Source organism: Spiroplasma endosymbiont of Cleonymus obscurus, from assembly GCF_964273375.1.
Taxonomy (GTDB): Bacteria; Bacillota_I; Bacilli_A; order Mycoplasmatales; family VBWQ01; genus Spiroplasma_E.
This window is the reverse complement of record NZ_CAXWWA010000002.1, coordinates 588,947-614,902: the sequence shown is the minus strand read 5'-3', so window position 1 is coordinate 614,902 and position 25,956 is coordinate 588,947. Positions and strand designations below refer to the sequence as shown.

The window sequence follows — 25,956 nt, the reverse complement described above, 5'->3', positions numbered from 1 at the left end:
ATCTTAATTAATATCAGAATTATTATTATTAGTATCATTAACATTTGAAATAGTTATTGGTGAATCTTCAGTTAGTGATTCTGATGAAAGAGTCGTTTCGGTTTCTGCTTCTGGTATTTGTGAAATTTTATCAAAAAATGCCATTTCTAATAGTGATTTAAATTGTTCATCAAAAAATATAGAATCGGTTTTACTTAAACGATGATATTCTTGTTCAAAATGTACTTTTAATTCATTAATTTGTTGCTTTAAATCTTTCATTTGACTATTAATATTTCCAAATTGTGATTTACTATCAGTATTAGTTAATTCAACTTGAATTATAGAATTATTTGTAATATTTATTAATTCACTAGAATTCTTTAATTGCAACTCAAACTTCTGATTACCTTCCATTTTACTTAAACTTTTACCATAAAATAATTGAATATTATGACTCTTTTTATTACGTCGTAATAATAACTGAAAATCCTTTCTACTAATAAAACAAATTGGAAACTCATCACTATGTCATAATAAACGATAATATATGCCTTTAATTTGTTTAGAAAATGGATTGGAGTAAATAGATGGTTGATTTTGACTATCTTTAATGTTTTCGGCATTATTACTTAATGTTTCCAACTCACTTTCCAGTTCAATCTGATTTTGTTTCAATGTGTAAGTTAAATCTTCACAATATGCTTCATTGAAAAGTTTTGTATACTCTTTTTCTTGATCTTCATTATCTCAAATACAGTAAGGAATAATCAATAAATCAGGCTTATCAGTAGTTGTTCTACCATTATAATAAGCTGAAGCTTTTATTAATTTAGCAATTTTTTTTCATCTTCGATCAGAAATGTAAGCTTTACCATTAGTTGCTTCTGTTAAAATTTTACGAAAACGAGAAATAAAATTTAATGTTTCTTTGCTTAAAGTAACAGTAGTTTCCAATTCTTTTAATCACTTTTCATATTCAGAAGTTTTAATTTGTAATTCAAGTGGAACTTTTACTTCTAAACTAGTAATACTTTCTAACATATCATTAAAATTTTCTTCATTAGTTAAACCATAAACTATCATTCTAATAATAAAACGATCAAATAAAGCTTCTAAACCTTTACCACTTTCTGGTAACTCATTGGAAGCTGAAATTAATAGTTTTAATGGTACTTTGATATCAACACCACCATTACGAAAGATTTTTTCATTAATAATAGTTAGTAATGTATTTTGAATTGAAGGGCCTGCTTTTCAAATTTCATCCAAAAAAGCAATATCAACAGCAGGCAAATATTGATCAATAATTCTTACATAGTTACCTTTTAATAAATCTTTGATTGAGATTGGTCCAAAAATTTCTTCTGGAGTAGAAAAACGATTCATTAAATATTCAAAATTTCGCCCATCATGGAGCGCATATTTAATTCGTCGTGAAATTAATGATTTAGCAATTCCTGGTAATCCTAATAAAAATATTGATTCTCCTGATAATAACGCCAAAATAGCAAGTTTAAAAACAGTTTCTTTTTCATAAACATCAGCGCTAATTACTTTAATTAATTGTTCAATTCGCTTAGAAAGTAAACTATCTGTACTCATTTATATTCTCCTTTACTTATTATTTATTCGACACTTAATTCTCTTCTTACATCATCACTTTTAACAATTAATAAACAAGCAGCAATTAATCATAAAACAGTTATTAGTAAAACAATAATCATAAATATTGAAACTTCTGCAGAAACAGTTTCATTTACTAATCCATTAACCACTAACAAAATTGTACAAAATACTTCTAAAACTATAAAATAAGCAATTGCTAAAATAATATAAACAATTGATCATCCAAACATAGCACTAGCAGTGCGACCAATCGCTACTGGTAAATAAAATATAAAATTAAATCCCAGAGTTATAATTAAAAATATATAAATTATATAAGTTGGGTTCATGTTACTACCTTTATTACTCAAAATTTGATTAACCAAATTGTTAGCTAAAAAATAAGAAAAAATTAAATGAAAACAAGAAACTGTAAGTAACAAAATACGAGCAATATTTTCCATTTTTGAACTTCAATACATTCTTTTAAATTTAATACTATCACTTAATAACGGATTATAAGTAGTAAAACGTTGTTCTTCAATATCTTTAAATGATGGATTATCATTATTTGGTTTGATAATACTATTATCAACATTTGACAATGGAGTATTTTTTAAGTCATCTTTTTTTTCTTCCATATATCTAACACCCCTTATTTTTTATTTATATTATAACTTATTTTAGGTATTAAAACTTAATAATAGTATCTGATATAAATCAAAATTATAAGTGTTCAATTTTACAAAATTATCAAATTTAAATTTATTTTTTTTAAAATATAATATGGCAAAATTAAAAACAAAAAAATAATTATTTAACTTTGACCATCCAAAATTAAATAATTATTAAAAATATTTTTTAAATAAATAAGAAATTATAAATCATTATAAATCATTATATAAAATAAAACATTTTGTTGATTCACTAAAAATAATACTTAATATATTTTTTAAAAACAAAATACCTAATGAACATAATAACTGTTAATTATTTCACATTTTTGGATTGCATCTCAAAAATTATTATTTTTTATTTTTACTTTTAAACCAATAATTAAAAAAGTTAATGCAATAGTAAAAAATCCAAAAATTGGAGTTAAAATTATACAAAAAATAACTCCAATTTGTAATTGAACTCAATCATAATAACCATCATAATTATGAACTACTGATGAACATATATTTTCTGCAGAATGATTTAAAATATAATTTACACTCATATAATTTAATAAACTAAATCCATTTGTTATTTCTATTGTTATTTCTATAATAAGTCTTTTTTCTTTATATAATTTAAGATGTTCAAAAAAACTTTTATTAAAATTAGAAAAACCAATTAACATTAAACCAATTACCATAATTAAAATAGTTAAAATAAATAAAAATAAGGTTACTAATTTTAATTTTTTATATTTTTGCAATATCATTTATAATTTTCCTTTCAAAATAAAAACCCATTTGCTTTTATCTCAACAACAATGGGTTAAAAACTACTATATTATTTATATTTTTTATACACAAGAATAATAACAAATTTATATTAATTTTACAATTAATAACCTATATAATTAAAACTATTTTATATAAGTAGTATGAATATTAAATTATAGTTATCAAAATTTAACCCATTTTCATAAAATCAATACTTATTTTTAAGTATTTAAATTCACTTTACTTTAAAAGTAAAATTAAAACTATGGGGCTTGGGAACATAGTCACTGCTTATCAAATCTTTTCCAATATGAAATCTAATTTTTTTAATATCATTAGTCTTAATAATATCAGTTGCCTTTAATGATAAATTATTACCATCAATATCTAAAAAAGTAAAAGCACTTAACTCATTAATTTGCACCTTTAAAGCTTTAACAAAATATCCTTTAAAAGTAGCAAGTGATTTAATAACAAAATTTCAATTAATATTTGGAACAACCGTCGAATCAGGATAATCTAATAAGAAAAAAGGAGAATTATTTTTTGCAAATTGATACATTTCTTGTCAATATTTATTTTCTAAAAAAGTTTCTAAATCACCAATATTAATATAATCATTAACATTAATATTTTCAATACTATTATTTATTGAATTTGAAAAGCCAAAATAATAACTCAATTCCTTATATTTAAAATGATTACCACTATTATCACTAGTCAATAATACATGTGGAGGACTATATTTTATTAATGATTCATCACTATCTACTGCTTCTTGTACCATACTAAAAGGAACAAAATCAATAGGATTAACTTTAAGATAATCAATAACCTCTTCAATACTTGTTGGTTTTAAATCAATGAAATCATAAACAACATTTGGATTAGAAACATATGTTATATAAAAAGGTTTTAATGGAAAATTTGAAGAATATGAATAAAGATTAACATATTCTTTGGAACTATTCACAGCATTACCAACATAATTTAATTCGGGATTATGAACTAGTTCGAAATATGGTTTAATAGTATCTACATCATTAAAATCAATATCTGCTAAAGGAATTGTTGATATTATTGGATAAAGATGAGTATCACTAGCAAATTCTTCTTTATAATCATTAATAAATTTATTAATTTCATCTTCGATTGTTTTATAAATAACAGTATTATCAATTTTATCCGCATAATAAAAATTAGTTGGTAAATAACCATGTGTTCATTGTTCTTGCAAATAATCACTACCATTTGGAAATTTTCCTGAAACATGTTTACTAAATTTTCCTTCAAATTGATTAAACATCATAAATTTTTCATAAAATTTAGCAGTATTTTTAATTAATGCAATTACTGGTATTTTAAATTCAATAAATGAAGATTGTAACTTTAATTTTAAATCAAATTTAGTAACACCATCAGTTTGAATTAAACTCTTATCTAATTCATCATTACTATTGGGTTTATAAAAAGTGAAATCATAATTAGTAATATTAGTTGGAAAAAAACTATCTCATCAAGATTCTTTTATTAATAAATCAAAAACTTGTTTTTTTGATTCTTCTTCAAAAAATGGCAAACGTAAATTTTTATTACTACTATCAATTGGAACATCATTCATATCAACAATAATTGATTCTTCTGGAATATTTTGTTTAAAATCACCAATATTAAAAGCACTCTGCATAGCAAGAGCAATAAAAAAAGTGCTAATTGCTAAACAAATTATCATAATTAAAGAAATAGTTATTGTCAGAAAAGTTTTTTTTACTTTTACTGGTTCTACTTTACCAGTAACGTATTTAGTAATATTATTTAGTTTTCTTCAATCATCATTATCTTTCTTTTTAGCCATATATTATTCACCTAAATTTCCATTATCTAAAACTTAATTCATACATTTTAATAATACTTTTAATTAAATATTTTTTATTTTCAATAGTATTTAATCATCAATGCAAAATAGCAATTCATCATAATAAGAGTGCTATAACCGCGAAAATCAATACTGTGATTCGATAAGGACTGTCACTATAAGAAAACATAAAAAAACTAATACCAATAATTATTAAATTAACAATAGAACCAAATATTAAAAAAAATAAACAACTTAAACCAATACCTCTAATAGTTTTAGATAAAAAAACGGGTAAAATCATAATTAAAATTATAAAAGCAAATAAAACAGTAACTAACATTGCTACTACTTTTAATATTGCACTTTGAAAAACTGGTGCTGATGGTATACCAGGAAGATTAGCAACCAATTGACCAAAACCAATGCCATTAAAAAAAATCAAGCCAATTCAAAAAATTTGAATAGTTAAAATAAATATTCGCGAAAAACCATCACCAAGACTAGTAAAGTAAACTCTTGTTAAATTTAAATCTAATAATGAAGGTAAAGGAGTTTCCTTTAATTTCTTTAACTCTTTTTGACCAATAAGATTACTTGTAGTTAAAAATTGTTTATCTAATGATTTATCCATATCTTTCACCCATCCTATAAAATAATTATAATGCATTTTATTTAAAAACTATATAGTTAACTTATATCCGAATTTTAAATATATAAAATAATCAAATTATTATTTTAAAATAAATACAAACATAATTAATAATATCTATTTTTAACTACAAGTAATATGAAAAATAAACAATAATTTTCAATAATTATTGTTTATTTTAATAATATAATATTGTTTAAATATTTTTTCGATTATATGGAGTATCCAGAAATATTTGCACTTGCTAATTTTGAGTGAGAATATGATAAATCTATTGAGTTTATTTGTTTTCACTTATCAACTTCATTATTTAGATTTTCTACATTTTCATCACATACAGATTGTAATTCAATATTATCCATAATTAATATTTCTTCTTCATTATTTATATTTATTAATTCTTGTGATTTATTTGCATTATTTCTTTCTAAGAACCTGTTTAAAATCTTTTCAATAAAATTGAAATAAAGGCAAGAACAACCATTTGTAAGCTAGTATTTAATTTTTTTTCACAATTTTTTCATAATCTTCTGCATTTTTCTAATCATGAAAAACTTCGTTCTACAACTCATCTTTTTGGTAATACTACAAAAGAATGTAATTCATTACGTTTTATAACTTCAACATTTGCATTTATAATTGTTTTAATTTTAGAAGCAAATTTTTCACCAGTATAACCAGCATCTACTAGTATTTTTTGAACTGCAGAAAGATTCTCTTTTTCATTTTCAATCATTATTATAGCACTGTTACGATCTGTTTTTTCTGCTGTGGTTATGTAAATTGCATGTGGTAAACCTTGAGAATCAACAGCAATATGACGCTTTATTCCTGAAATCTTTTTACCAGCATCATAACCTTTTGGATGGGTTACACTTTATTTTCAGTAGTATCTGTATTTTTAACACTTTGTGAATCAATTATACAAAAACTAGTTTGTTCTTTTCTACCATTATTGATACGAAATGCCATGACTAATTTTTTTTAAAACTAATTGTAATACACTAGGTTCTTTACCATTATTTTTACTTCAAACTTGAAAATAATAATATACAATTTGTCATTTTGGAAAATCTTTTGGTAACATTCTTCATTGACAACCACTTTTTAATACATATAAAACTGCACAAAATACTTCATATAAATCTAAGCTTCTTGGTTTAGTTCTCTTTTTAGTATTTTCTAAAATTGATTTTATATTTTCAAATTGCTCTTTGCTAACATTACTAGGATAATTTTTACGCATATATACCTCTTATCTTAAAATATATAATCATTTTACCCTATTTCTCTAAAAGATTTTAAACAGGTTCTAAGTTATTATTTGATTTAAAATTAGTTCTAATTTTTTTTAAAATAAAACCTATTAAACCTCCAACTAAACAAAGAGAAAAAATAGGTAAAATTCAAAAAGACATTGAAACTAATTTATTGTTTTCAACTTGCTCTGACTCTAATTTAAATGTTGCCAATTGTTCTTGATTAAATCATGAAATTTGGTCAGGAGTAAATGCTTGAATTTGTGCAGTTGTAAATTTTTCTATTTGTTCAGTTGTAAATTTTTCTATTTGTTCTAGTTCAAATTTTGGTATTTGTTCGTTTGTGAATGATTGAATTTGTTCTGGTGTAAATGATTGAATTTGTTTTTCTGTAAAAGATTGAATTTGTTCTTCTGTAAATGCTTGAATTTGTTTTAATGTTAATGCTTGAATTTGTTCTGTGGTGTAAATTCTGAAATTTCCTTTTCTGTTAATGATTTAATTTTCTGACTAGTATACATTTGTAAATTCGAACGAGTCGAACGTTTTTTTCTATTTAAACTTAATGAAGTTACTTTTATTGGTTTTAATGTAAATGTTTGAAATTGTTCTCTTTGAATTATTTTTTTGATTCTTTTATTCTTAAACTTTAAAACTTGTGCCGGTGTAAAGGCTGCAAGTTGTTTTTTAGTAAATCATGAATTCTGCTCTTTAGTAAATCATGAAACTTGTTGTAAAGTAAATACTTGAATTTGTTCTTTTGTGAAATGTGGTATTTGTTCTTCTGTAAATGCTTGAATTTGTTTTTTATTAAACATTTTAATGTGTTTTTGCGTTAATAATTGTAATTGTTCTGCCGTTAGTAATTGTAGTTGTTCTTTAGAACTCATTTCAATATTATATAAAAAATTTAATGATAATATATTTTTTAAAATTGGTTCATTGATACCATTTTCTAATGTTAATGCATTATTCACTGGTATCAATGTCTCAACATTATTGCTAATTACGATACTTGAAGATGAGTTATTAAAAATTAATAAATTATTTATCATATTTTCGCTCCTTTTTAAAAATTAAAAACTATTATTAAATAATAGTTAAATTTAAATAAAATTATATTTATTATTTAAACTATACGTGTATTTTAATATTCTTAATTTACTTAATCAATCAAAAACTTTCTTCCATAATGAGTAAAATAATTATTCATTATACCAATAAAAAAAAGAGTAAGACCTTTTACTTACTCTCTAAATTAATACTGCTTATGTTTTATTTTCTAAATGGCGGTCTTGACGGGGATCGAACCCGCGATCTCCTCCGTGACAGGGAGGCGTATTAACCACTTTACCACAAGACCGTGGTTGCGGAGACTGGATTTGAACCAATGATCTTCGGATTATGAGCCCGACGGGATACCACTTCCCCACTCCGCGATGTATAAAATTTAATAATAATGGAGGAGGCTGAGGGATTCGAACCCTCGAGCACTTGCGCACTGACAGTTTTCAAGACTGTTCCCTTCAACCGGACTTGGGTAAGCCTCCGAGTATTTAAGTATGGTGGACCCTATCGGATTCGAACCAATGCTCGCCCGGTTATGAGCCGGGAGCTTTAACCAACTAAGCTAAGGGTCCTAGAGACTATGGTAGCGGGGATGGGACTCAAACCCATGGCCTCTCGGGTATGAACCGAACGCTCTAATCAACTGAGCTACCTCGCCAGTTTTAGTTTAAATGTTTAACCAATATATAATGGTGGACCCTATCGGGATCGAACCGACCACCTCCTGCGTGCAAGGCAGGCGCTCTACCAAATGAGCTAAGGGCCCTTATTTAATAATGGTCGGGAAGACAGGATTCGAACCTGCGACCTCTCGGTCCCAAACCGAGCGCTCTACCAAGCTGAGCCACATCCCGATGGTGCGCCTGGCAGGACTTGAACCCACAACCTTTTGATCCGTAGTCAAACGATCTATCCAATTGATCTACAGGCGCATTTAATTACTAAAATTTATAGTAACTCATTAAATCATTAAACCTAATCAATTATAACTTATTAAAAGTAATATTTACAAGTATATTTGCAAATATTATTAATATTTTGGAGGAGCCGATCGGATTCGAACCGACGATCAAAGTTTTGCAGACTTATGCCTTAAACCACTTGGCCACGGCTCCAAATATAATTAAAAAAATTTAAAGACTTTTCAATATTACCAAGACTAGTTACTATTTGCAACTTGTTTTACAATATTATTCATAAAATATTTAAATATTTTTTTATTATTTATTTCACTAATTAAAATTTTATAAAGGTATTTATAATTAATTATTAAATTAAATAATAAAAAAAGCACAATTGTGCATTTAATTTATGGTGGAGATGGCGGGGATCGAACCCGCGTCCAAAAGTTAACTGACTAACTGTATCTACAGTTTAGTATAATTTAGAAAAATCACTATTTAATAATAAATTATACGAAATTATGAATAGCTAGTTAATGGAAATTCGAAAAAATTTATTAACATCATTTTTTCTAGTTTATCCTATGATACGTTACTAATAATGATAAACTTGCTATTAGTAACGGTAGTATTTACTTCTTAAGTAATTAAGCAGGTAAAACTGCTTGATTTCCTAAACCAAATCCAAAGTTGTTTAACTTTGTTGTGAATCAGTTAGGTACTACGGTTTTAGTTTGTTTTCCGGTTATGAAACCTCGTAGTATTATGGTCTACCAAACCACTGCCACAATTAGTTGTTCACTCCTGTCGAAACCAGAACATCCCCGCTAATATTATACATTACTTTCTACTATAAAGCAATTTTTGGTTTTCTTAAAAATTACTAATAATTCTTTCAAACTTTCATCATAAATTATAAAATCTAAAAATTAAAATTTGACAATTTATCAATGCTATTACTAATTCAAGAATTAATGGCAAAATTATCATGAATTATTACTTTTGAAACATTTCATTGTGATAAATTTTGATCAAACGTTATTGCACCGGCAAACATAGAATGCATAGTTATTACATTTGAAACATCTCAACCCGAAATATCTTGATTAAATTTTCTTGCACCAGCAAACATACCATGCATATCTGTCACTTTATTTACATTTCAACTTGAAATATTTTGATCAAAAGCATGTGCATTAAAAAACATACCTCTCATAATTTTTACTTTTTCTACTCTTCAAACTGAAATATTCTGATTAAATGAAGTTGCATATGCAAACATATCACTCATATCTGTAACATTTGAAACATCTCAACCCGAAATATCTTGATCAAATGATGAAGCACTTTGAAACATCTGTTTTGTACTTGTTATTTCTGATGGTAACTGATCTGGCACTTTTTGAATTGTTTTTGGCATTTTAACAGCTTGAATTTCTCCAATTTTATTTTCATAAAATCCAATTTGAACAATTTCAATAGTTTTTATATCTGATAAGTCTATTTTACTAGTTGTTTGCTCTTCTCCATTACTATCAACGTAAATTGTATCTTGTTGTTGTATTATTGTATATTTATAACGATTTGATTGTCTATTTGAATTTGGTGGTTTAGGTAATAAAATCTTTGAATTAGATTGTGATTTTATTTTTTTTCTTTTTCATTTTCTTCCTCGTTTTTTGCTTCTATATCAGAAGTATACAAAATACCAGCAGTGGCTCCACCAACTAAAGTAGTACCACCAACAATTGCAGTAATAATTTTCTTTTTTTTACTTTTTTCAGACATAAAAAAACTTCTCTTAAATTCTTATTTTTTTTATAATGGCATGACCATATTTTATATAATTTTATGTAGTAAAGTATTTAATATACTTAAATTTTATTTCAATTGTGATTTGTTAAAACATGATGCTTTTCTGTCACTCAATAATTTGAAGAAAATAACGTAATAAATATTAAACTAATAACAGTTAATAACGCAATAATATTACCAATATAAAACATTATTTCATTATTTAAAGTAATTAAATTATAATTAATAAAACTATCGAGTAAATCAACACTACAAGTTAAAATAGCTATACATGATGCATAAATTCCTGTGATAGGCATTAATTGTCGATAATTTCAATCTAAAACCAAACTATATATAACAAAACTGCAAATGCCAAAAGCAATATTGGATAAAATTTGTGAAATCAAAACTGCGTAAATATTAATAGTTACTAAACTAATCATAATACTTACTATATAGATTCCAAAACCAAAATATAAAGCAATATTAGCACTGAAAAAATAATATAATCATCATCCCAATAAAAAAACACCAATTACTTGTGGCAAAGTAGTAAATAAAGTTTTATAAACATGCCATCTTTGATCAATATTACTTATTTTATAATTAAAAAATTGAGAATTCATTAAATAATAAATTAAATAAATAGTTAATCCAAAGATAATTAAAATTATTATTTTTCATTGAGAAAAAGTTTTAATTTTTTTTAAAACTATTTCATCATGCATACCCATATTTTTTGGATCTTCTCGCAAAAGAAAAGACATGAAAAAAGTCAAAATGAAAAAACACAAAGCAGCAATAATAAAATAACTGATTTTTGAAATTGTAATAGTTGAAATATTAAGCGTAAGCATATTAATTGGTATAATAATTAAACTTGCCAATAATCCCGGAACAATAAGTATAGTAAAAGTTAAAAAAGCATGTGATTTTACAAAATATTGTTCATTGAACATTAATTCATGAACTCCCAATGATGCAGTACTCATTCCTAACGCAATATTTAACAAAATCAAAGAACAAAAATTTGGTACAATTAAAACTAAACAGCAAGTAACCAAAAGTCAACTATGCATTCATCAAATATACAACTTTCTTTTTTTAAATTTTGCAGTAAAAAAAGTAGCTGGTATAGCAAAAATAATTACAGTAAACGAAATAATCACTGTAATACTAATTGCTTCAGTTACTAAATTAGTTAATGATAAAACTAAAAAATTATTAATAGCTTTTAAACTATTAATACCAAGATAAAGAAAAAAATAATAACTAATAAATAATCATTGCCACTTATTTATCTTTTGCTTAAAAAGAAAAAATAAATAAAAACTTGTAAATAAACAAAAGATTATTAAGAAAGGTAATCATATTATCATAGTTTTTTCCTTTCTTAATTAAATTATTATTTTTTGATTTGTCTTACTGCATCACGATTTTTAATGGTCTCTCTTTTATCATAATTTTTTTTACCACGAGCCAATGCTATTTCTAACTTTGCTCTACTTTTACTATTTAAATATATCATTGTTGGAACAACAGTTAAGTTTTTTTGCTTTTGTTCTTGTTGAATTTTTTTAATTTCACGAGCATTTAAAAGTAATTTTCTTTTTCTTAATGGATCAAGTATATAACTAGTAGTAAATTTATAAGTAGTAATGTTCATATTAATAATATAAGCTTCATTATTACTAAAAGTTACATAACTATCCTGTAAAGATACATTACCTAAACGAATTGATTTAATTTCAGAACCAGTCAAAACAATTCCCACTTCTAATTTTTCTAATAATTCATAATTAAAGTACGCTTTTTTATTTTTTGCAATTATTTTCATTGTTTCCACCATTATTTTCATAAACTTTATAATTAGATTATATAATAATAATTTCATAAATACTGAAATACTTACTTAAATTTGTTTTTTATTAAGAACATGCTATAATCTAATGAAGGTTAGATTAATCAATAGTTTTTCTAGCAATGATTAATGTAAAATTAAACATAAAATTAATATTTGTTGTATAGCGACCCAAGAAATAGATTTTATATTTGTTTTACGGGTTTTTGTTAATTTTATATATTAATAAACAACTGAAAGGAGTCTAAGGACATGGCAGGAGAGTTAAATACTAAACCAACAGCAGTAAAAAATAGTCAATTTTATCAAGGCGATTTGGGTTTTGATAAAAATAATAATGATAAAGTAATTATTTATAAGATTTTAACTGGTAAAAAACTTGAGGTTTGCAAAATTATTATTGATGAACAAAATCATATTTTAAAAATTTCTACGAAAACGGAAATTATTAATGAAGATGAATTTGAAATTTACACATTTGCTTTAGAAGCAGATACTGCTGATTTTATTTTAAAACTTATTGCTAAAAATCAAATTAATGCTGAAATTAATTATGCATTTATAAATAATATTGAAGATTCTTATAATATATCTGAATCAGACTCATTAGAAGAAAAAAAGAAAAAAATTAGGAAACTCTTTTAACTATTTATAAATTTCTTCTCAATTATAAATTGAACCATAACACAAAGCTTTAATTTTAAAATCATTGTTATTATTGATAATTTCTAAAATAGTTTGGGCAATAGAAATCCCTGAGGCAACTATATCATCAATAATAATAATGTTTTTTTTATTAAAAAATTTAATATATTTAGGTAATAAATGAATTTTATTAGTAATTTCCATTTGTCTTTCGCTAACTTTTAATTTATTTTCTCAAAATTTACGGTAGTTATCAACTTGGAAAATATTATTAATAAATAATATCTCATAATTTAATTTTTTTTTAATAATTTTAACTAATTCAATTATTACTAATTCTAAACTACTAACTGAAGTAGGTTTTTTTGGCATCATAATAAAATAATCTAAATTTTCAAACAAATTAAATTTTTGACCAACTTCAAATAAATTAGTTGCTAATCTTATTACAGTATCTTGTTCAATATTTACTTGCTTAATTAAGTTATAATCTTCATTAACTCATAATAAATCCGGATATTGTTTTAAGCCTGGCGATTTAAAATAATTATAATAATAGCATTCAATGTTAAGATTGCTTTGTTGAATTAATCTTTTTTGCCCTTGTATTTTCATTTTTTTACTCCATTTTTCTTTTCACTTTTATTTTTTTTAACTTTACCATTTAGTTTTATCTTTTTTCTATATTTAAAATTATTTGCTTTATACATTTTTGATGATTGATTATTATTATTTTTATCACGGTTTTTATTTTGCTGACCATTTTCTTCTAAAATAAAATCAATAGTTCTAGCAACTTTATTTGCACTTTTAACAAGAACACTGACCTTTTGACCAAGAGCATACTGTTTTCGTTTTCTTTCACCAAACAAAATCATTGCTTTTTCATTAAAAATATAATAATCATCAGTCATGTCTGAAATTCTAATTAAACCCTCAATTGTATTATCTAACTCAACAAATAATCCAAAGCCAGTTACACTAGAAATTATACCTTCAAATTTATGACCAATAAATTGCATCATGTATTCTGCTTTTTTCATTTGATCTACAGCTCGTTCACACTCTAATGCTTTTAATTCCATATTACTAGATTGCTCAGCAGCTCAATTAGTAAAACTTTGATATTTCTCAATTATTTTAGCATTTATTTCTCTTTTAACTATATATTGGCGCAATAAACGATGAACTATTAAATCAGGATAACGTCTAATTGGCGAAGTAAAATGTGTATAATAATCACTAGCAAGTCCAAAATGGCCAATACATTTATTAGTATACTGTGCTTTTTCCATACTTCTTAATAATAAAGTTGATAAAACTTGAAATGTTGGTAATTGTTTTAAAGAATTTAATAATAATTGTAAATCTTTTGAACTAATATTTGTGATTTTTGGATTTAGTTTAATGCCCATTAATTTCAGAATTGTAACCATTTGATGCATTTTTTTAGAACGAGGATGTTCATGAACACGATAAATAAAAGGTAATTTCATATCAAATACAGTTTTAGCAACTACTTCATTAGCTCTAATCATAAAATTTTCAATTAATTTTTCAGCGATATCACGAGTTCTTAAAATAATATCAGTTACTTCTCCATTGTCATTAATAATTGTTTTTGCTTCATTAATTTCAAAATCAATTACTCCAGCATCTTGTTTAAACTTTCATAAAATTTGGTGCAATTCTTTTGCTTTTAGTAACATTTCTCAAATTTGTGGATGTGTTTTAATAAAATTTGGATTTTTACCATTATATCCATCATTTACTTCGTCATAATTCATTCTTCTTGCTGATTTCATAAATGCCTGATAAATTTTATGTTTTACTGTTAAACCATTCTTATCAATTTCCATATCACAAACCATACATAAACGTTCTACTTGTTCATTTAAAGAACAAATACCATTTGATAACTGCGTTGGTAACATAGGAATAACACGATCTGCTAAGTAAACAGATGTACCGCGATTAAATGCCTCTTCATCTAAAGGACTATTTTCTGTTACATAATGACTAACATCAGCAATAGCTACAATTAAACGATAATTACCATTAGCTAGTTTAGTAACACAAATAGCATCATCAAAATCTTTAGCATCTTTACCATCAATTGTAACTAATAACTCTTTAGTCAAATCAATACGACCAATTTTATCTGATTCTAAAACTGTTACTGGCACCTTATCTGTTGCTGCTAATGTTTCAACATCAAATTGTGCTTTAATGCCAATTTCATAAATAACAGCTAAAATATCAACACCAGGATCATTAATATTACCCAATATTTTAGTAATAGTAACATTAAAAATATTTTGTTCAAAATTTTTAATTTTTGCAACAACATTATTATTTTCTAACGCTTTATCAGGATTTAAAATATTAACTTCATACTGTTGTAACTTTGCATTTTGAATTAATAATGTTTTTACTTTCGTATCTGCATTAACAATAACAGTACCAACAAGAAGATTAGTATCACGTTTAATAATTTTTAATACTACAGCCTCATCATTCTGATTATTAATTTTTACTAACTTACATAATACTTCATCATTATTTAACGCATTATTTATGTTTTTTATATTAACGTAATATTCTTCTTCACTATTTAATAATTTAACAAATCCAAATCCTTTTTTAGTAATTTGAATTTTACCAATAAATAAATTATTATTTTTTAGCATATAAAATTGTTGTTCTTTATTTTCCAAAATAATTTCACTATTTTTCAATTCTTCTAAATCAGCAATAAGTTCTTGCTGTTGATGATGATTAGTAATATTAAGTTTCACTGTTAAATCAACCGTTGATAAAGGTGTAATACTATTTTGTAACTCATTAATAATCTCTTGCTTCATTTCAATCAATCCCAACTTTATCCTAATTATATAATTAATTATAATCTATCTTTTAAAATTTATAAAAAGGCACATTTTAGTGTGCCTTTTTATAAAATAATTATCATTAATTTATAACTCCAATAGTATTAATAAGAATTCTTACTATTATTGCCATAGTAAATAACGATATACCTAATACTAAAGTGGCAATAGAAAATAACTTACTTCAACCACGTTCTTTAGTACTAGCAAATAATTCTTGATTACCCCCACTTAAAGCACCAAGTCCATTATGATTTTTTTTACCTTGTAATAAACCTAAAATTACTAATAATATAGCGATAATTAAGGCAATAATTTCAAAAGCAAAAATAATGTTTTGACTCATTTTGTCACTTCCACTTCTTTATAATATTATTAATTTTACACTTAATTTTACTAAAAATAAAAAAATTTTCATAATTATTATTATGACTTATTCCAAAATTAAAATTTTAATTATGTAATAAGCCTAATATGTTATGTTTTATAATTCTTTTATAGGAAAATTTATTAACTTTATTCTGGTTCAATTTCTAAGTAATTTCCAACAGCATTTGTTACAATCTTTCATCCATGTTGATTGGTCATCATATAAAAAATGTTTATTTCTAAAAAATTATTATACATAACTTTAACCAAAGTTTTTAAATTACTATCACTTAAACTATTTGCTAAGGTTCCTATCAATTGTGGAAATTTAGTAATTTCACTTAAAATTTTTTTTCAAAAAGTTGATAGTCATCTTTATTATCTTGATAAATTTCTGCTAATTTTATTCACATATCATTACTAATACCTAATTTAATTTTACTTGATTCTGTATATTGTGGAGTTTTATTGTCTAAAGGTATGTAATATTTTTCTATTTTATTATATTGATTATGGGAATTGATATCAGCATTATGAGCATGCGATCAATTATACACTAAATATGCTATTCCACCAACTATAATTACTCCACCCACAACTCATCCAATAGGCCCTCCTTCAATCATAACAGATGCACCACCTTCAACACAACCTCTTTTCGCCAATAGCAATCGCACCTTCTTCACCAACCTCTAATAAAGGCACTGCTTCTTCTGTTTCAACTACTGTTGTAGCTTGTGGAGAACTTATTCATTTAACAACTTTATATGCAGGTGGAATACTCATAGTTGTGGTAGTAGCTAGACCTTTTAATAAATATTCATTTTTATTAGGTGTTATAAAAACGATTCCATATTTATGCAATTCAACAATTTTTTCAAATTGTGTTCAACTAGCATCAGTAAAATGTTATCCATAAATTTCTGTTAGTTTTTTTCTTACATTATTTTTACTTTCTGTAGATGTGGTGTAATAAATATCTAATAATTTTTGATCAATAATTTGTGTTTTTAAAATATCACACTTTGGTTTCTGATTTGTTCTAGAGCCTGTACTTTGATTACTGTGTTGATTTCTATTTCTAGAACTAGTTCCAATGTTAAAAGATTGTTCAGATGTTGATGGCAAAACAGCGCTTCCACCTGCTGAAGGTGAAGGGGTTGTTGTTGTAGTGGTCTGCAAATTACTTGGTTTATAATTTGATATATCTTCAAGTGTAGTAAAAGTAACACTAAAATCACAATCATAAATAATATTCAAATTTTCTGTAAATATTATACTGTTTGGACGAAACATATGTGATAGCGGAATTATTAATGTAGTTGAAGTTAAAAATGGAGAGAAATCTATACCCGGCACAAAGTCGAAATGAAAAACTAAATCAGGATTTAATTCTCATAACCTTTCCATAATAGTACTCGGATCATTACGTCTAATTTGTCCTAAATTAGTATTTCTAAGTAAAGTCGATAATCTTACGCTTTGTTCATTAATAGTAAAAGTTACATTTAAATCACTATCAAAAACAATATGAGGATTATTCTGTTGAAAATCATAAACATTTTCTGATAAAATTTGAAAATTATTTACGCCTATAGGATGTCTATTTGTAAAACTAGGATAACGTAAATGCAAATCGGGATTTAAAAAATTTAATCTCTCTATTATTGTTAATAGTGCATTATCTAAGAACCTGTTTAAAATCTTTTAGAGAAATAGGTAAAATGATTATATAGCTAACTAAAGTAATGTTTACTCATATCTTGAAAAACAAATGTCTACCAAAAAACAGTCCTAAAAAGTATTGCCATTCCAACTTTAGCTATTTCAAAATAAGCATTACTTAATGCATAATCTAAAGGTTTATTGCCACTATTATCTTCAATATTAGGATTTGCACCTTTTTCAAGTAATAATTGAACCATTTCAAAATCATTATTATCTACTGCAGAATATAAAGCAGTAAAACCTTTATTATCTTGTACATTTACATCAGCACTATTTTCAAGTAATAATTTAATCATTTTGAGATTATTATCAGGATTTGCTACAGCAATTTCTAAAGGTGTAGATCCATTTATATCTTTTAAATTTACATCAGCACCTTTTTCAAGTAATAATTTAGCTATTTCAAAATAAGTATTATCTACTGCATAATGCAAAGGAGTAAAACCATAATCATTTTTAATATTGACATCAATATTTGAATGATTTAATAATAATTTTACTACTTCAATTTTATCATTATTAACTGCAATATCTAAAAGACTATCATCATTATCATTTTTAATATTTACATCAGCACCTTTTTCAATTAACAATTTTAAAGAATTAATATGACCATTTTTTGCAGAATAAAAAAAGATTGATTTAATATAATCATTTTTAATATTGACATCAATATTTGAATGATTTAATAATAATTTTACTACTTCAATTTTATCATTCTTAACTACAATATCTAAAAGACTATCACCATTATCATTTTTAATATTTACATCAGCACCTTTTTCAATTAACAATTTCACTATTTCAATGTTGTTATTAAAATTTGCTATAGCAATTTGTAAAGGAGTTCCTCCAATATCTTCAATATTAGGATTTGCACCATTATCAATTAAAAATTTAGCTATTTCAAAATAAGCATTATATACTGCATAATGCAAAGGAAAACCATTAGGAATAACAGTAGTGTTGTTTGTTTCAAGTTCTACATCTACATAAGATTCATCTTTAAGAGATGTTTCATCAAATAGTAATCTTAAATCTATTTTTTTATTTATATTATTTATTTCTTTTATTTTTTCTTTTAATTTTTTTAAAAAATTTTGAGTTTCATTGTATTTATATCTCTTTACTAAATCAATTCTTCCTCAAATACTAGTAGATAGAGTATCATTACTACCTGCTAATGTATAACTGTTAACAAAATTAGCATGTATTCCTTTTTCAAAATCAGTACCATCTCCACCTTTTCCATAATAAGTTTGATTTATATCTAAATTTAAATTAGTTAAACCTATTGCATATAAATATCATTTTTTATCACTTGATTTATTTGCAAAAGAATATGGACCAAGTCTATCAATTGTTACATTTTCACTAATATCAATTCCAGTTTTTTCTAACATTTCATTTACAACAGTTGTATAAAATTGATTATTTTCTAAACCACCCGTAATAGTACTGTACTGACTAACTTTAGATTTTTTTTGAGCTGGGTTATTTTCATTATGAATTTGTAAAAAATGATATTGATTGTCTTTTAAAACATAGGGTAATATTGCAACTCCTTGGTTATTACATCAAGGTTCTTGAACATAAATAAAATTATTTTCTATTATTACTCTAATAAATTTAGAATCAAACAATACTTTTTTCTTTTTGTCTTTTATTTCAATTGTCATTTTTTATTTTTCCTATCTTAAAATATTTAGTTCTTCTTCTTTTTAACAAATTTTATAAATTAAACAATCTTTTTTTAAAAAAAATAAAAAAATTTCGCAAATAGTCCTAAAAAGTGTTGCCATTCCAAATCGAAGAACAAATTTTGGCGAATTAATTCAAATGGATGCCAGTAATCATCATTGATTTGGCAATGATCAACCAAAAGCATTTTTACATGCTGCAATTGATGATGCTACAGGAAATATTGTTGGACTATGATTTGATCATCAAGAAACATTAGATGGTTATTATAATGTTTTTTATCAAATTTTAACTAAATATGGCATACCAAAAACATTTTATACTGATAACAGAACAGTTTTTGGATATAAGAAAAAAGTTGATGCAGGAAAAATGAATCCAGAAAATGATACTTATACTCAATTTCAAAAATGTTGTAATGATTTGGGTGTTGAAATCATTAGAACTTCAATTCCACAAGCTAAAGGTCGAATCGAACGATTATTTGGAACACTTCAAAGTCGTTTAATTAGTAAACTTAGACTTAATAAAATTAAAAATTTAGAAGAAGCTAATCAATTTCTTAAAACATATATAAGTATTTTTAATAATCAATTTGCCTTTCCTATTGATAATAATAAATCTGCTATGGTTAAAGCTCCTACACAAGAAGAAATAAATATTTATCTTTCAAGATTTTCTAAAAGAAAAACAGATAATGGTTCAACTATAACATACTATGGTAAAAAATATTTTCCTTATAAAAATAACAAAATTCAATATATGCAACCTAGAACTGATGTAATTGTACTTAAATCGTTTATTAATAACTTATATCTTAGTTGCAATAATCAAATATATGAATTAAAAGAAATAAAACTGAAACCAATCATAAAAGAAGAATTGATAAAAACTAAAAAAGTTTATATACCAAATAAAAATCATCCTTGAAGATATAGATATTAATAATTCCTAATTAAAGTTATCTTTTTTAGCCATCTGTAACTCACTCTTTCTAGTCATTTAATTATATTTATTAGAATTAATTAAACATAGTTATTTTTGTAAGTTACACAGATTACTAAACATTACCAATTTTTCATTTAAAGAAACTTCTTTATTTAAAGTATCTTTATCTATTCATCAATATCCAACATCGTTAAATTCTTCTCAATCTTTTTCAAAGGAAGAAATATTGAAATTATTTTTTACTATTTTTGAGGTTCAAACTTTTACAACGTAAATATTATTTTTTGATATTAAATTATTTTTTAAAAGAAATAAGTTTTGATTAATTTTATTAATAAACTCATTAGTTTTTAAATTATATTCAGTGTTAATATTTATATATTTTTTACTTAAAATATAATCTCAAGCAAAATTATTCATTCCTTTTATTCAATCATCATATAATTTTTGTATATTAACTTCTATTTTAAAAATAATAGTATTATTTTCATTATGTATTTGATAATCTGAATAATTTTCTGGTTTTAAAAAATGTAAAGGACTATCAAAATAAACACTATTTGTTGAAATAGTTTCTTTTAAAAACTTAAATTTTAATAATTCTAAATTATTTTTTTCAATATTATTTAATCTTTTTTTAATCCAATTTTTCTTTAACATTTAATTTTCCAATTTAATTATATTTATTATTTAATTGATAGCAAATCATTAAATTTTCTAATAACATGGCAATAGTCATTGGTCCAACACCACCAGGCACAGGAGTAATTGCTGAAGCGGTATTTTTCATTATTTCAAAATTAATATCACCAACAACTTTTTTTTCTTTACCTTGATAATTAATTGCTACATCAATAATAACAACATCACGTTTAACTTGACTACTATTAATAATATTATAGACACCAGTAGCACTACAAATGATATCAGCTTCTTTAGTATAAAGAGTTAAGTCTTTAGTTAATTTATGAACAATGCTAACAGTTGCTCCCATATTAGTTAATGATAAAGCCAATGGTTTACCAACAATATTACTATCGTTAATGATAGTAATATTTTGTTTAGAAATGGGAATTTGATAGTGATTTAGTAATTTTAAAATACCTTTTACTGTACAAGGCAACATTGCTTTTTTATCACCTTGTAATAATCTTCCGGCATTAATATTTGTTAAACCATCAACATCTTTATTAATAGTAATGCTATTAATAATTGCTAATGTATCTAAATGTTTTGGTAGTGGTAATTGTACTAAAATTCCATCAATATTATTATCACTATTTAATTGTTCAATTTTATTAATTATTTCTTTTTGTGTTACTGTTGTTGTTAGTGAAAATACTTGTCCATCAATACCACATTCTTGACATGCTTTAATTTTAGTTCGTACGTACATTTGTGATGCTAAATCTTCACCAATAATTATTACTGCTAGTTTAGGTTTACGATTAGTAATGGTTGTTACTTGTGCTTTAATTTTTGCTTTAATTTGCTGGGCAATTATTTTACCATCTAAAATTTTTATCATATGTGTTCACCGTTTCTTAATTTATCCAATTAATACGTTTTCTTCAACTCTACTTATCGTTGGTTTTGATTTACGATCACTTCAAGCAAGAACAGTAGTTGATACTCCTAATTGTCCCACAAACATGACAAAAATTAAACTAAGTTGACTAAAAATACCTAATTTGGAATTATCAAATAATGAAAGTCCTGTTGTTCCAAAAGCACTTGAAACATCAAAAATTACTTGTGCAAAGGTCATATCAGAATTATCTATTATAAAAACATTTTCAATTGTGATAATCATTACTGATACAAAAACTAAAATAAAACCAAGTGTGCCGACTATAAATGACATACGAACAGTTTGATTAGGAATTTTACGCTTGAATACAAAAACATCATTACGGCCACGGGCAATATTAAAAATTGTTAAAAGAATGATTGCTAAAGTTGTCGTTCTAATTCCTCCGGCAGTACTTGCTGGTGAAGAACCAATTCACATCATTAATGATTGGATCATTTGTGAGGCAAGGTGAAATTTATTTAAGTCAACTGTATAGTATCCAGCATTTCTTGTTGACATTGTATTAAAAAAAACAGCCATAATTGCATCAGATGTCGATAAATTTTTAAAAATGGGCTCTTGCCTTGATGGAGTTATGACATTACGTGAAAAATATTCAATAAACATAACACTACTAACACCCAATATCGCAACTAAAAAATATGTTATTAATGTTAGTTTAGTAAATAAACTAAATCTAAATTTTTTACCATGAGTTTTATTTTTAATTCAATGATATAAATCATAATAAACAGGAAAACCAATACCACCAATTACAAATTCAATAATAAAAATTCACTGCACAAAATAATCACTCTGAAAAGGTTCTAATGAAGTTATACCAACTATATCAAAACCAGCATTATTAACAGCAGAAATCGAGTGGAAAATTCCCGATCATAATGCTAATAGTATGTGATTATAGTAACCTGTATTATTGTTTAGACCATATTCTATTCCTGAGATAGGCACAAAATAAAAATATAAAAATAAAACAATTGCTCCCAAAAATTCAGTAATTGTCATAACAATAATCCCAATTTTTAATACATCAATAGTCGTTCCTAATTTATTAGAGCCACGTTCACCTTGCATTAGTAATCTTTCTCTTAAACTAGTATGTCGATTAAATACAAATAAGGATAATATTGCTAGTTTAACTGTAATTAAACCAATACCACCAAATTTAATTAAAATTAAAATAATAAATTGCCCAAAGAAAGTAAAGTCATTAGCAGTGCTTTTTACTGTTAAACCAGTATCAGAAAACGCACTACTAGCAGTAAAAAGGGCAGGCAAAAAGTTTCATTGTCCTTTTGTTGTGGCAATTGGTGTCATTAAAAGTATTGTTCCAACTAATAAAGTGAAAAAATATAAATTAAACATTTGTCGGGGACGAGTTTTACCAACAAAAATAATTTTAAAAATATTTTTTACACTACGATAATTAACCTTAGATAGCATCAAAAAACTCCTAAAATAACATTTTCTTTTATTATTATACTATACTATAGTCATTTCTATTAAATATTAGTTTTAAATTTAAAATACCAATATTTTAAGAATTAGTTTATAATTTAGTATAATATAACATATTTAAGTAAATATTATTTAAGGAAGAAGGATATAGATGTCTTCATCAGAAAATGATTTTTGTATCATTGGTTTAGGTAAATTCGGAATTTCAGTTGTTAAAACTTTAGAAGAATTAGGTAAAGTTACATTAGCTATTGATAAAAGAGAAGACCGTTGTCAATTAGTTTCATCAATAGCTTCTGAAACTTTAATTTTAGATTCAACTAATCGTGATGCATTAGATGATGCCGGAATTCACAAAGTGCAAAATATTATTATTGCTATTGGTTCTGATTTAGCAGCTTCAATTGTTACTGCTGTTCATGTTTTAGCAATTCATCGTGAACACAATACATTATCATCACTTAATCTTATTGCTAAAGCTGTTGATAGTACTCACCAACTAATTTTAGAAGCAATTGGTATTACTAATATTATTTTATCTGAAACAGAAGCTGGTAAGAAAGCTGCATATCGTGCTATTTGAAAATTAGGAGTAGATTTAACTACAGTTGATGAAAAGTACTCAATAGCTAATGTAATTGTTAAAAATACTAAGTTTACAAATAAAAAACTAGAAACTTTAAAAATTCCTAGCAATTATAAAATTAACTTAGTTGCAATTAAACGTCATGGTAAAGTTATTATTCCTAGTAGAAATGAAATATTAATGTTAAATGATGAACTATTATTTATTAGTTCTAATGAAAATATTAATTCTGTTTGTAATGATTTTTCAATTGGTGATACTAATAAAATATTTGAGCCTACTATTATTAAAGTGGTAAAGAAAAAGCGTTCATTTTGAAATTGATTCAGAAGAAATAAGAAAAAGAAAAAAAATAAAAAATTAAAGAAAAAGGAAGTTAAGAAAGAAAAAAACACTAATAAAAAAAATTAATTATAAGAAAATTGTTTTTTATTTTTAGAAATATTAATGTATTATCATTGTAATAAAATTTATATATTTTAATTTAAATATAAGTTTTTAACCGATTGCTTTATTTTTTAAAGTAAATAGGTTTTTTATTTTTTGAAAGGAAAATATTATGTATACAATGGAAAAAAATAAGAAAGTACTAATTAAAAAAATAGAACAAATTTTTGAAATAATTCAAATTAATCAAAAAAATTTCAGCAAAGAAAGAATACGGAAACATAACCAAAAACCTGAGGTTGGAACTAAAAAATTAAAATATGCTCAAAGGCCTGAAGTGAAAGCAAGAAAACGAGAATCTTATCAAAGATGGTCTCAAAAAAATAAAGAAAAAATACGAGAATATAATCACAGATGATGTCAAAAAAAATAAAGAAAAAATACGAGAATATTATCAAAGACCCGAAGTGAAAGCAAGAAAACGAGAATATAATCAAAAGTCAGAAGTGAAAGCAAGAAAACGAGAATATTATTACAGATGATGTCAAAAAAATAAAGAAAAAATGAGAGAACATATTCAAATTCCTATAGAGTGAGATGATACTCAAATTTGCAAAAATTCAAAAGACATTAAAACAAAATATGCGACAGTAATAGTAAAGCAAAAAGTTGATGATAAGATAATGTTTTCTAACATCGTACCAATGCCAGTAACTCAAAGTAATGAAGAACAAGAAATAGTACACAAGGCAGATATATTTAACGTTAAAGATTTATCTAATGGTATTAATAACATTGAAACTAATATGTTTGAAAGACCAGAGGTACCTAAAACGCCCGAGATTATTGATATCATTTTAGACATGTCAGAAAATAAGATATTTTCTAATGTCAATGGTAAAGTAATTAGTAATAGTATTTAAAAGGAAAAAATATCAAAAGTATAAGTAAATTCTATTAATATTTAATAATTTACTAAATTAAGGAAAATTTATTTATTTAGTATTTAAAATAATAATTTTATGTAAAGGATGAAGAACAATGGACAATTATATTTATTTTTTTAGTAATAAATGAACACAATATAAAATAAAATGTTTGGATAAAAAAATACCAATTCTAAAAGGGCGGTTCAAAATTTACGAAATAATTAATTATCATATTAGTAACTTATTTCCAAAAATGAATTATTTGAAAAATAATGAAAAATTAGACAAAATTACTCTCTTTAACCCTTA

At 24.5% G+C, this 25,956-nt stretch carries 24 protein-coding genes, 9 tRNA genes, 1 other RNA gene and 2 pseudogenes; 4 read left to right on the top strand and 32 right to left on the bottom strand.

Translation table 4 applies throughout. The features are described 5' to 3' along the window. Nucleotides 1-3: 3 nt before the first annotated feature. From ACI2WJ_RS04130 to smpB, 23 genes and pseudogenes are all read right to left on the bottom strand, one after another. Nucleotides 4-1,584: an AAA family ATPase gene (locus tag ACI2WJ_RS04130; RefSeq protein WP_400254919.1), complete on the bottom strand. Its 1,581-nt coding sequence runs from the start codon at nt 1,582-1,584 to the stop codon at nt 4-6. 23 nt (nt 1,585-1,607) lie between these two features. Then, nucleotides 1,608-2,228, bottom strand: coding sequence for a hypothetical protein (locus ACI2WJ_RS04125; protein WP_400254918.1), 621 nt, complete (start codon nt 2,226-2,228; stop codon nt 1,608-1,610). Between the two features lie 326 nt (nt 2,229-2,554). Further along, nucleotides 2,555-3,016: a hypothetical protein gene (locus tag ACI2WJ_RS04120; protein ID WP_338957920.1), complete on the bottom strand. Its 462-nt coding sequence runs from the start codon at nt 3,014-3,016 to the stop codon at nt 2,555-2,557. 233 nt (nt 3,017-3,249) lie between these two features. Then, nucleotides 3,250-4,875: a hypothetical protein gene (locus ACI2WJ_RS04115; protein WP_400254917.1), complete on the bottom strand. Its 1,626-nt coding sequence runs from the start codon at nt 4,873-4,875 to the stop codon at nt 3,250-3,252. A gap of 22 nt (nt 4,876-4,897) precedes the next feature. Next, nucleotides 4,898-5,509: a hypothetical protein gene (locus tag ACI2WJ_RS04110; protein WP_338957994.1), complete on the bottom strand. Its 612-nt coding sequence runs from the start codon at nt 5,507-5,509 to the stop codon at nt 4,898-4,900. A 230-nt stretch (nt 5,510-5,739) separates the two neighbouring features. Further along, complete coding sequence (locus ACI2WJ_RS04105) at nt 5,740-5,889, bottom strand: hypothetical protein (protein WP_400254916.1); 150 nt, start codon at nt 5,887-5,889, stop codon at nt 5,740-5,742. Nucleotides 5,890-5,966: 77 nt separating this feature from the next. Further along, nucleotides 5,967-6,773: pseudogene (locus ACI2WJ_RS04100) on the bottom strand (IS5 family transposase). A 55-nt stretch (nt 6,774-6,828) separates the two neighbouring features. Then, nucleotides 6,829-6,999, bottom strand: coding sequence for a hypothetical protein (locus ACI2WJ_RS04095; protein ID WP_400254915.1), 171 nt, complete (start codon nt 6,997-6,999; stop codon nt 6,829-6,831). 227 nt (nt 7,000-7,226) lie between these two features. Continuing rightward, nucleotides 7,227-7,841 carry a hypothetical protein gene (locus ACI2WJ_RS04090; protein ID WP_400254914.1) on the bottom strand — a complete coding sequence of 205 codons (615 nt, stop codon included), beginning with the start codon at nt 7,839-7,841 and terminating at the stop codon, nt 7,227-7,229. Between the two features lie 232 nt (nt 7,842-8,073). Continuing rightward, a tRNA-Asp gene (locus ACI2WJ_RS04085) sits at nt 8,074-8,149 on the bottom strand. A 1-nt stretch (nt 8,150) separates the two neighbouring features. Continuing rightward, nucleotides 8,151-8,225, bottom strand: a tRNA-Met gene (locus ACI2WJ_RS04080). A gap of 21 nt (nt 8,226-8,246) precedes the next feature. Beyond that, nucleotides 8,247-8,336: transfer RNA gene (locus ACI2WJ_RS04075), tRNA-Ser, on the bottom strand. A gap of 13 nt (nt 8,337-8,349) precedes the next feature. Then, nucleotides 8,350-8,426 (bottom strand) — tRNA-Ile (locus ACI2WJ_RS04070). A 9-nt stretch (nt 8,427-8,435) separates the two neighbouring features. Further along, nucleotides 8,436-8,512: transfer RNA gene (locus ACI2WJ_RS04065), tRNA-Met, on the bottom strand. Nucleotides 8,513-8,544: 32 nt separating this feature from the next. Further along, nucleotides 8,545-8,620: transfer RNA gene (locus ACI2WJ_RS04060), tRNA-Ala, on the bottom strand. Between the two features lie 11 nt (nt 8,621-8,631). Further along, a tRNA-Pro gene (locus tag ACI2WJ_RS04055) sits at nt 8,632-8,708 on the bottom strand. Between the two features lies 1 nt (nt 8,709). After that, nucleotides 8,710-8,786, bottom strand: a tRNA-Arg gene (locus ACI2WJ_RS04050). 107 nt (nt 8,787-8,893) lie between these two features. Further along, nucleotides 8,894-8,969 (bottom strand) — tRNA-Cys (locus ACI2WJ_RS04045). A 197-nt stretch (nt 8,970-9,166) separates the two neighbouring features. Further along, nucleotides 9,167-9,582: a transfer-messenger RNA gene (gene ssrA / locus ACI2WJ_RS04040) on the bottom strand. Between the two features lie 96 nt (nt 9,583-9,678). Continuing rightward, nucleotides 9,679-10,176 (bottom strand): BspA family leucine-rich repeat surface protein, encoded by a 498-nt coding sequence (locus ACI2WJ_RS04035; protein ID WP_400254913.1) that lies wholly within the window; start codon nt 10,174-10,176, stop codon nt 9,679-9,681. Nucleotides 10,177-10,400: 224 nt separating this feature from the next. Then, nucleotides 10,401-10,544 (bottom strand): MspA/MspB/MIB-like signal-anchor domain-contatining protein, encoded by a 144-nt coding sequence (locus ACI2WJ_RS04030; protein ID WP_286642118.1) that lies wholly within the window; start codon nt 10,542-10,544, stop codon nt 10,401-10,403. Nucleotides 10,545-10,630: 86 nt separating this feature from the next. Continuing rightward, nucleotides 10,631-11,932 carry a hypothetical protein gene (locus ACI2WJ_RS04025; protein WP_400254912.1) on the bottom strand — a complete coding sequence of 434 codons (1,302 nt, stop codon included), beginning with the start codon at nt 11,930-11,932 and terminating at the stop codon, nt 10,631-10,633. Nucleotides 11,933-11,958: 26 nt separating this feature from the next. Then, a complete protein-coding gene (gene smpB, locus ACI2WJ_RS04020; RefSeq protein ID WP_252320720.1) occupies nt 11,959-12,390 on the bottom strand; it encodes an SsrA-binding protein in 432 nt (143 codons plus the stop codon). 276 nt (nt 12,391-12,666) lie between these two features. On the opposite strand from smpB, the gene ACI2WJ_RS04015 reads away from it, so the two are divergent. Continuing rightward, on the top strand, nt 12,667-13,059 hold the full coding sequence (locus ACI2WJ_RS04015) for a hypothetical protein (RefSeq protein WP_174480342.1): 393 nt from the start codon (nt 12,667-12,669) through the stop codon (nt 13,057-13,059). On the opposite strand, the gene ACI2WJ_RS04010 is transcribed toward ACI2WJ_RS04015, so the two are convergent. The 6 genes from ACI2WJ_RS04010 to ACI2WJ_RS03985 all read right to left on the bottom strand — a co-directional run bounded on the left by ACI2WJ_RS04010 (nt 13,060) and on the right by ACI2WJ_RS03985 (nt 19,723). Continuing rightward, the gene (locus ACI2WJ_RS04010) at nt 13,060-13,674 is read right to left on the bottom strand and encodes a hypothetical protein (protein ID WP_400254911.1); all 615 of its coding nucleotides are present in this window, start codon (nt 13,672-13,674) and stop codon (nt 13,060-13,062) included. It lies immediately after the preceding gene. Continuing rightward, nucleotides 13,647-15,923 (bottom strand): ribonuclease R, encoded by a 2,277-nt coding sequence (gene rnr / locus ACI2WJ_RS04005; protein WP_400254910.1) that lies wholly within the window; start codon nt 15,921-15,923, stop codon nt 13,647-13,649. The genes ACI2WJ_RS04010 and rnr overlap by 28 nt, the downstream gene beginning before the upstream one ends. Before the next feature lie 106 nt (nt 15,924-16,029). Next, a complete protein-coding gene (gene secG, locus ACI2WJ_RS04000) occupies nt 16,030-16,293 on the bottom strand; it encodes a preprotein translocase subunit SecG (protein WP_174480339.1) in 264 nt (87 codons plus the stop codon). Nucleotides 16,294-16,657: 364 nt separating this feature from the next. Then, nucleotides 16,658-16,981, bottom strand: coding sequence for a hypothetical protein (locus ACI2WJ_RS03995; RefSeq protein WP_400254909.1), 324 nt, complete (start codon nt 16,979-16,981; stop codon nt 16,658-16,660). Between the two features lie 244 nt (nt 16,982-17,225). Then, nucleotides 17,226-17,951, bottom strand: a complete 726-nt coding sequence (locus ACI2WJ_RS03990) for a hypothetical protein (protein ID WP_400254908.1) — start codon at nt 17,949-17,951, stop codon at nt 17,226-17,228. Between the two features lie 143 nt (nt 17,952-18,094). Beyond that, the gene (locus ACI2WJ_RS03985) at nt 18,095-19,723 is read right to left on the bottom strand and encodes an ankyrin repeat domain-containing protein (protein ID WP_400254907.1); all 1,629 of its coding nucleotides are present in this window, start codon (nt 19,721-19,723) and stop codon (nt 18,095-18,097) included. Between the two features lie 127 nt (nt 19,724-19,850). On the opposite strand from ACI2WJ_RS03985, the pseudogene ACI2WJ_RS03980 reads away from it, so the two are divergent. Further along, nucleotides 19,851-20,690 (top strand): annotated as a pseudogene (locus ACI2WJ_RS03980) (ISNCY family transposase); the annotation flags it as partial. Between the two features lie 90 nt (nt 20,691-20,780). Here the strand turns inward: ACI2WJ_RS03980 and ACI2WJ_RS03975 are convergent. From ACI2WJ_RS03975 to ACI2WJ_RS03965, 3 genes are read right to left on the bottom strand one after another with little or no spacing between them, the layout of a single operon-like run. Beyond that, on the bottom strand, nt 20,781-21,353 hold the full coding sequence (locus tag ACI2WJ_RS03975) for a hypothetical protein (RefSeq protein ID WP_400254905.1): 573 nt from the start codon (nt 21,351-21,353) through the stop codon (nt 20,781-20,783). Nucleotides 21,354-21,366: 13 nt separating this feature from the next. Next, complete coding sequence (locus ACI2WJ_RS03970) at nt 21,367-22,221, bottom strand: bifunctional 5,10-methylenetetrahydrofolate dehydrogenase/5,10-methenyltetrahydrofolate cyclohydrolase (RefSeq protein WP_338959758.1); 855 nt, start codon at nt 22,219-22,221, stop codon at nt 21,367-21,369. A gap of 21 nt (nt 22,222-22,242) precedes the next feature. Next, the gene (locus ACI2WJ_RS03965) at nt 22,243-23,730 is read right to left on the bottom strand and encodes a TrkH family potassium uptake protein (protein ID WP_338959760.1); all 1,488 of its coding nucleotides are present in this window, start codon (nt 23,728-23,730) and stop codon (nt 22,243-22,245) included. 166 nt (nt 23,731-23,896) lie between these two features. On the opposite strand from ACI2WJ_RS03965, the gene ACI2WJ_RS03960 reads away from it, so the two are divergent. Together ACI2WJ_RS03960 and ACI2WJ_RS03955 are read left to right on the top strand one after the other, a co-directional pair. Next, complete coding sequence (locus ACI2WJ_RS03960) at nt 23,897-24,742, top strand: potassium channel family protein (RefSeq protein ID WP_400254904.1); 846 nt, start codon at nt 23,897-23,899, stop codon at nt 24,740-24,742. A 296-nt stretch (nt 24,743-25,038) separates the two neighbouring features. Further along, a complete protein-coding gene (locus ACI2WJ_RS03955; RefSeq protein WP_400254903.1) occupies nt 25,039-25,641 on the top strand; it encodes a hypothetical protein in 603 nt (200 codons plus the stop codon). Nucleotides 25,642-25,956: the final 315 nt, after the last annotated feature.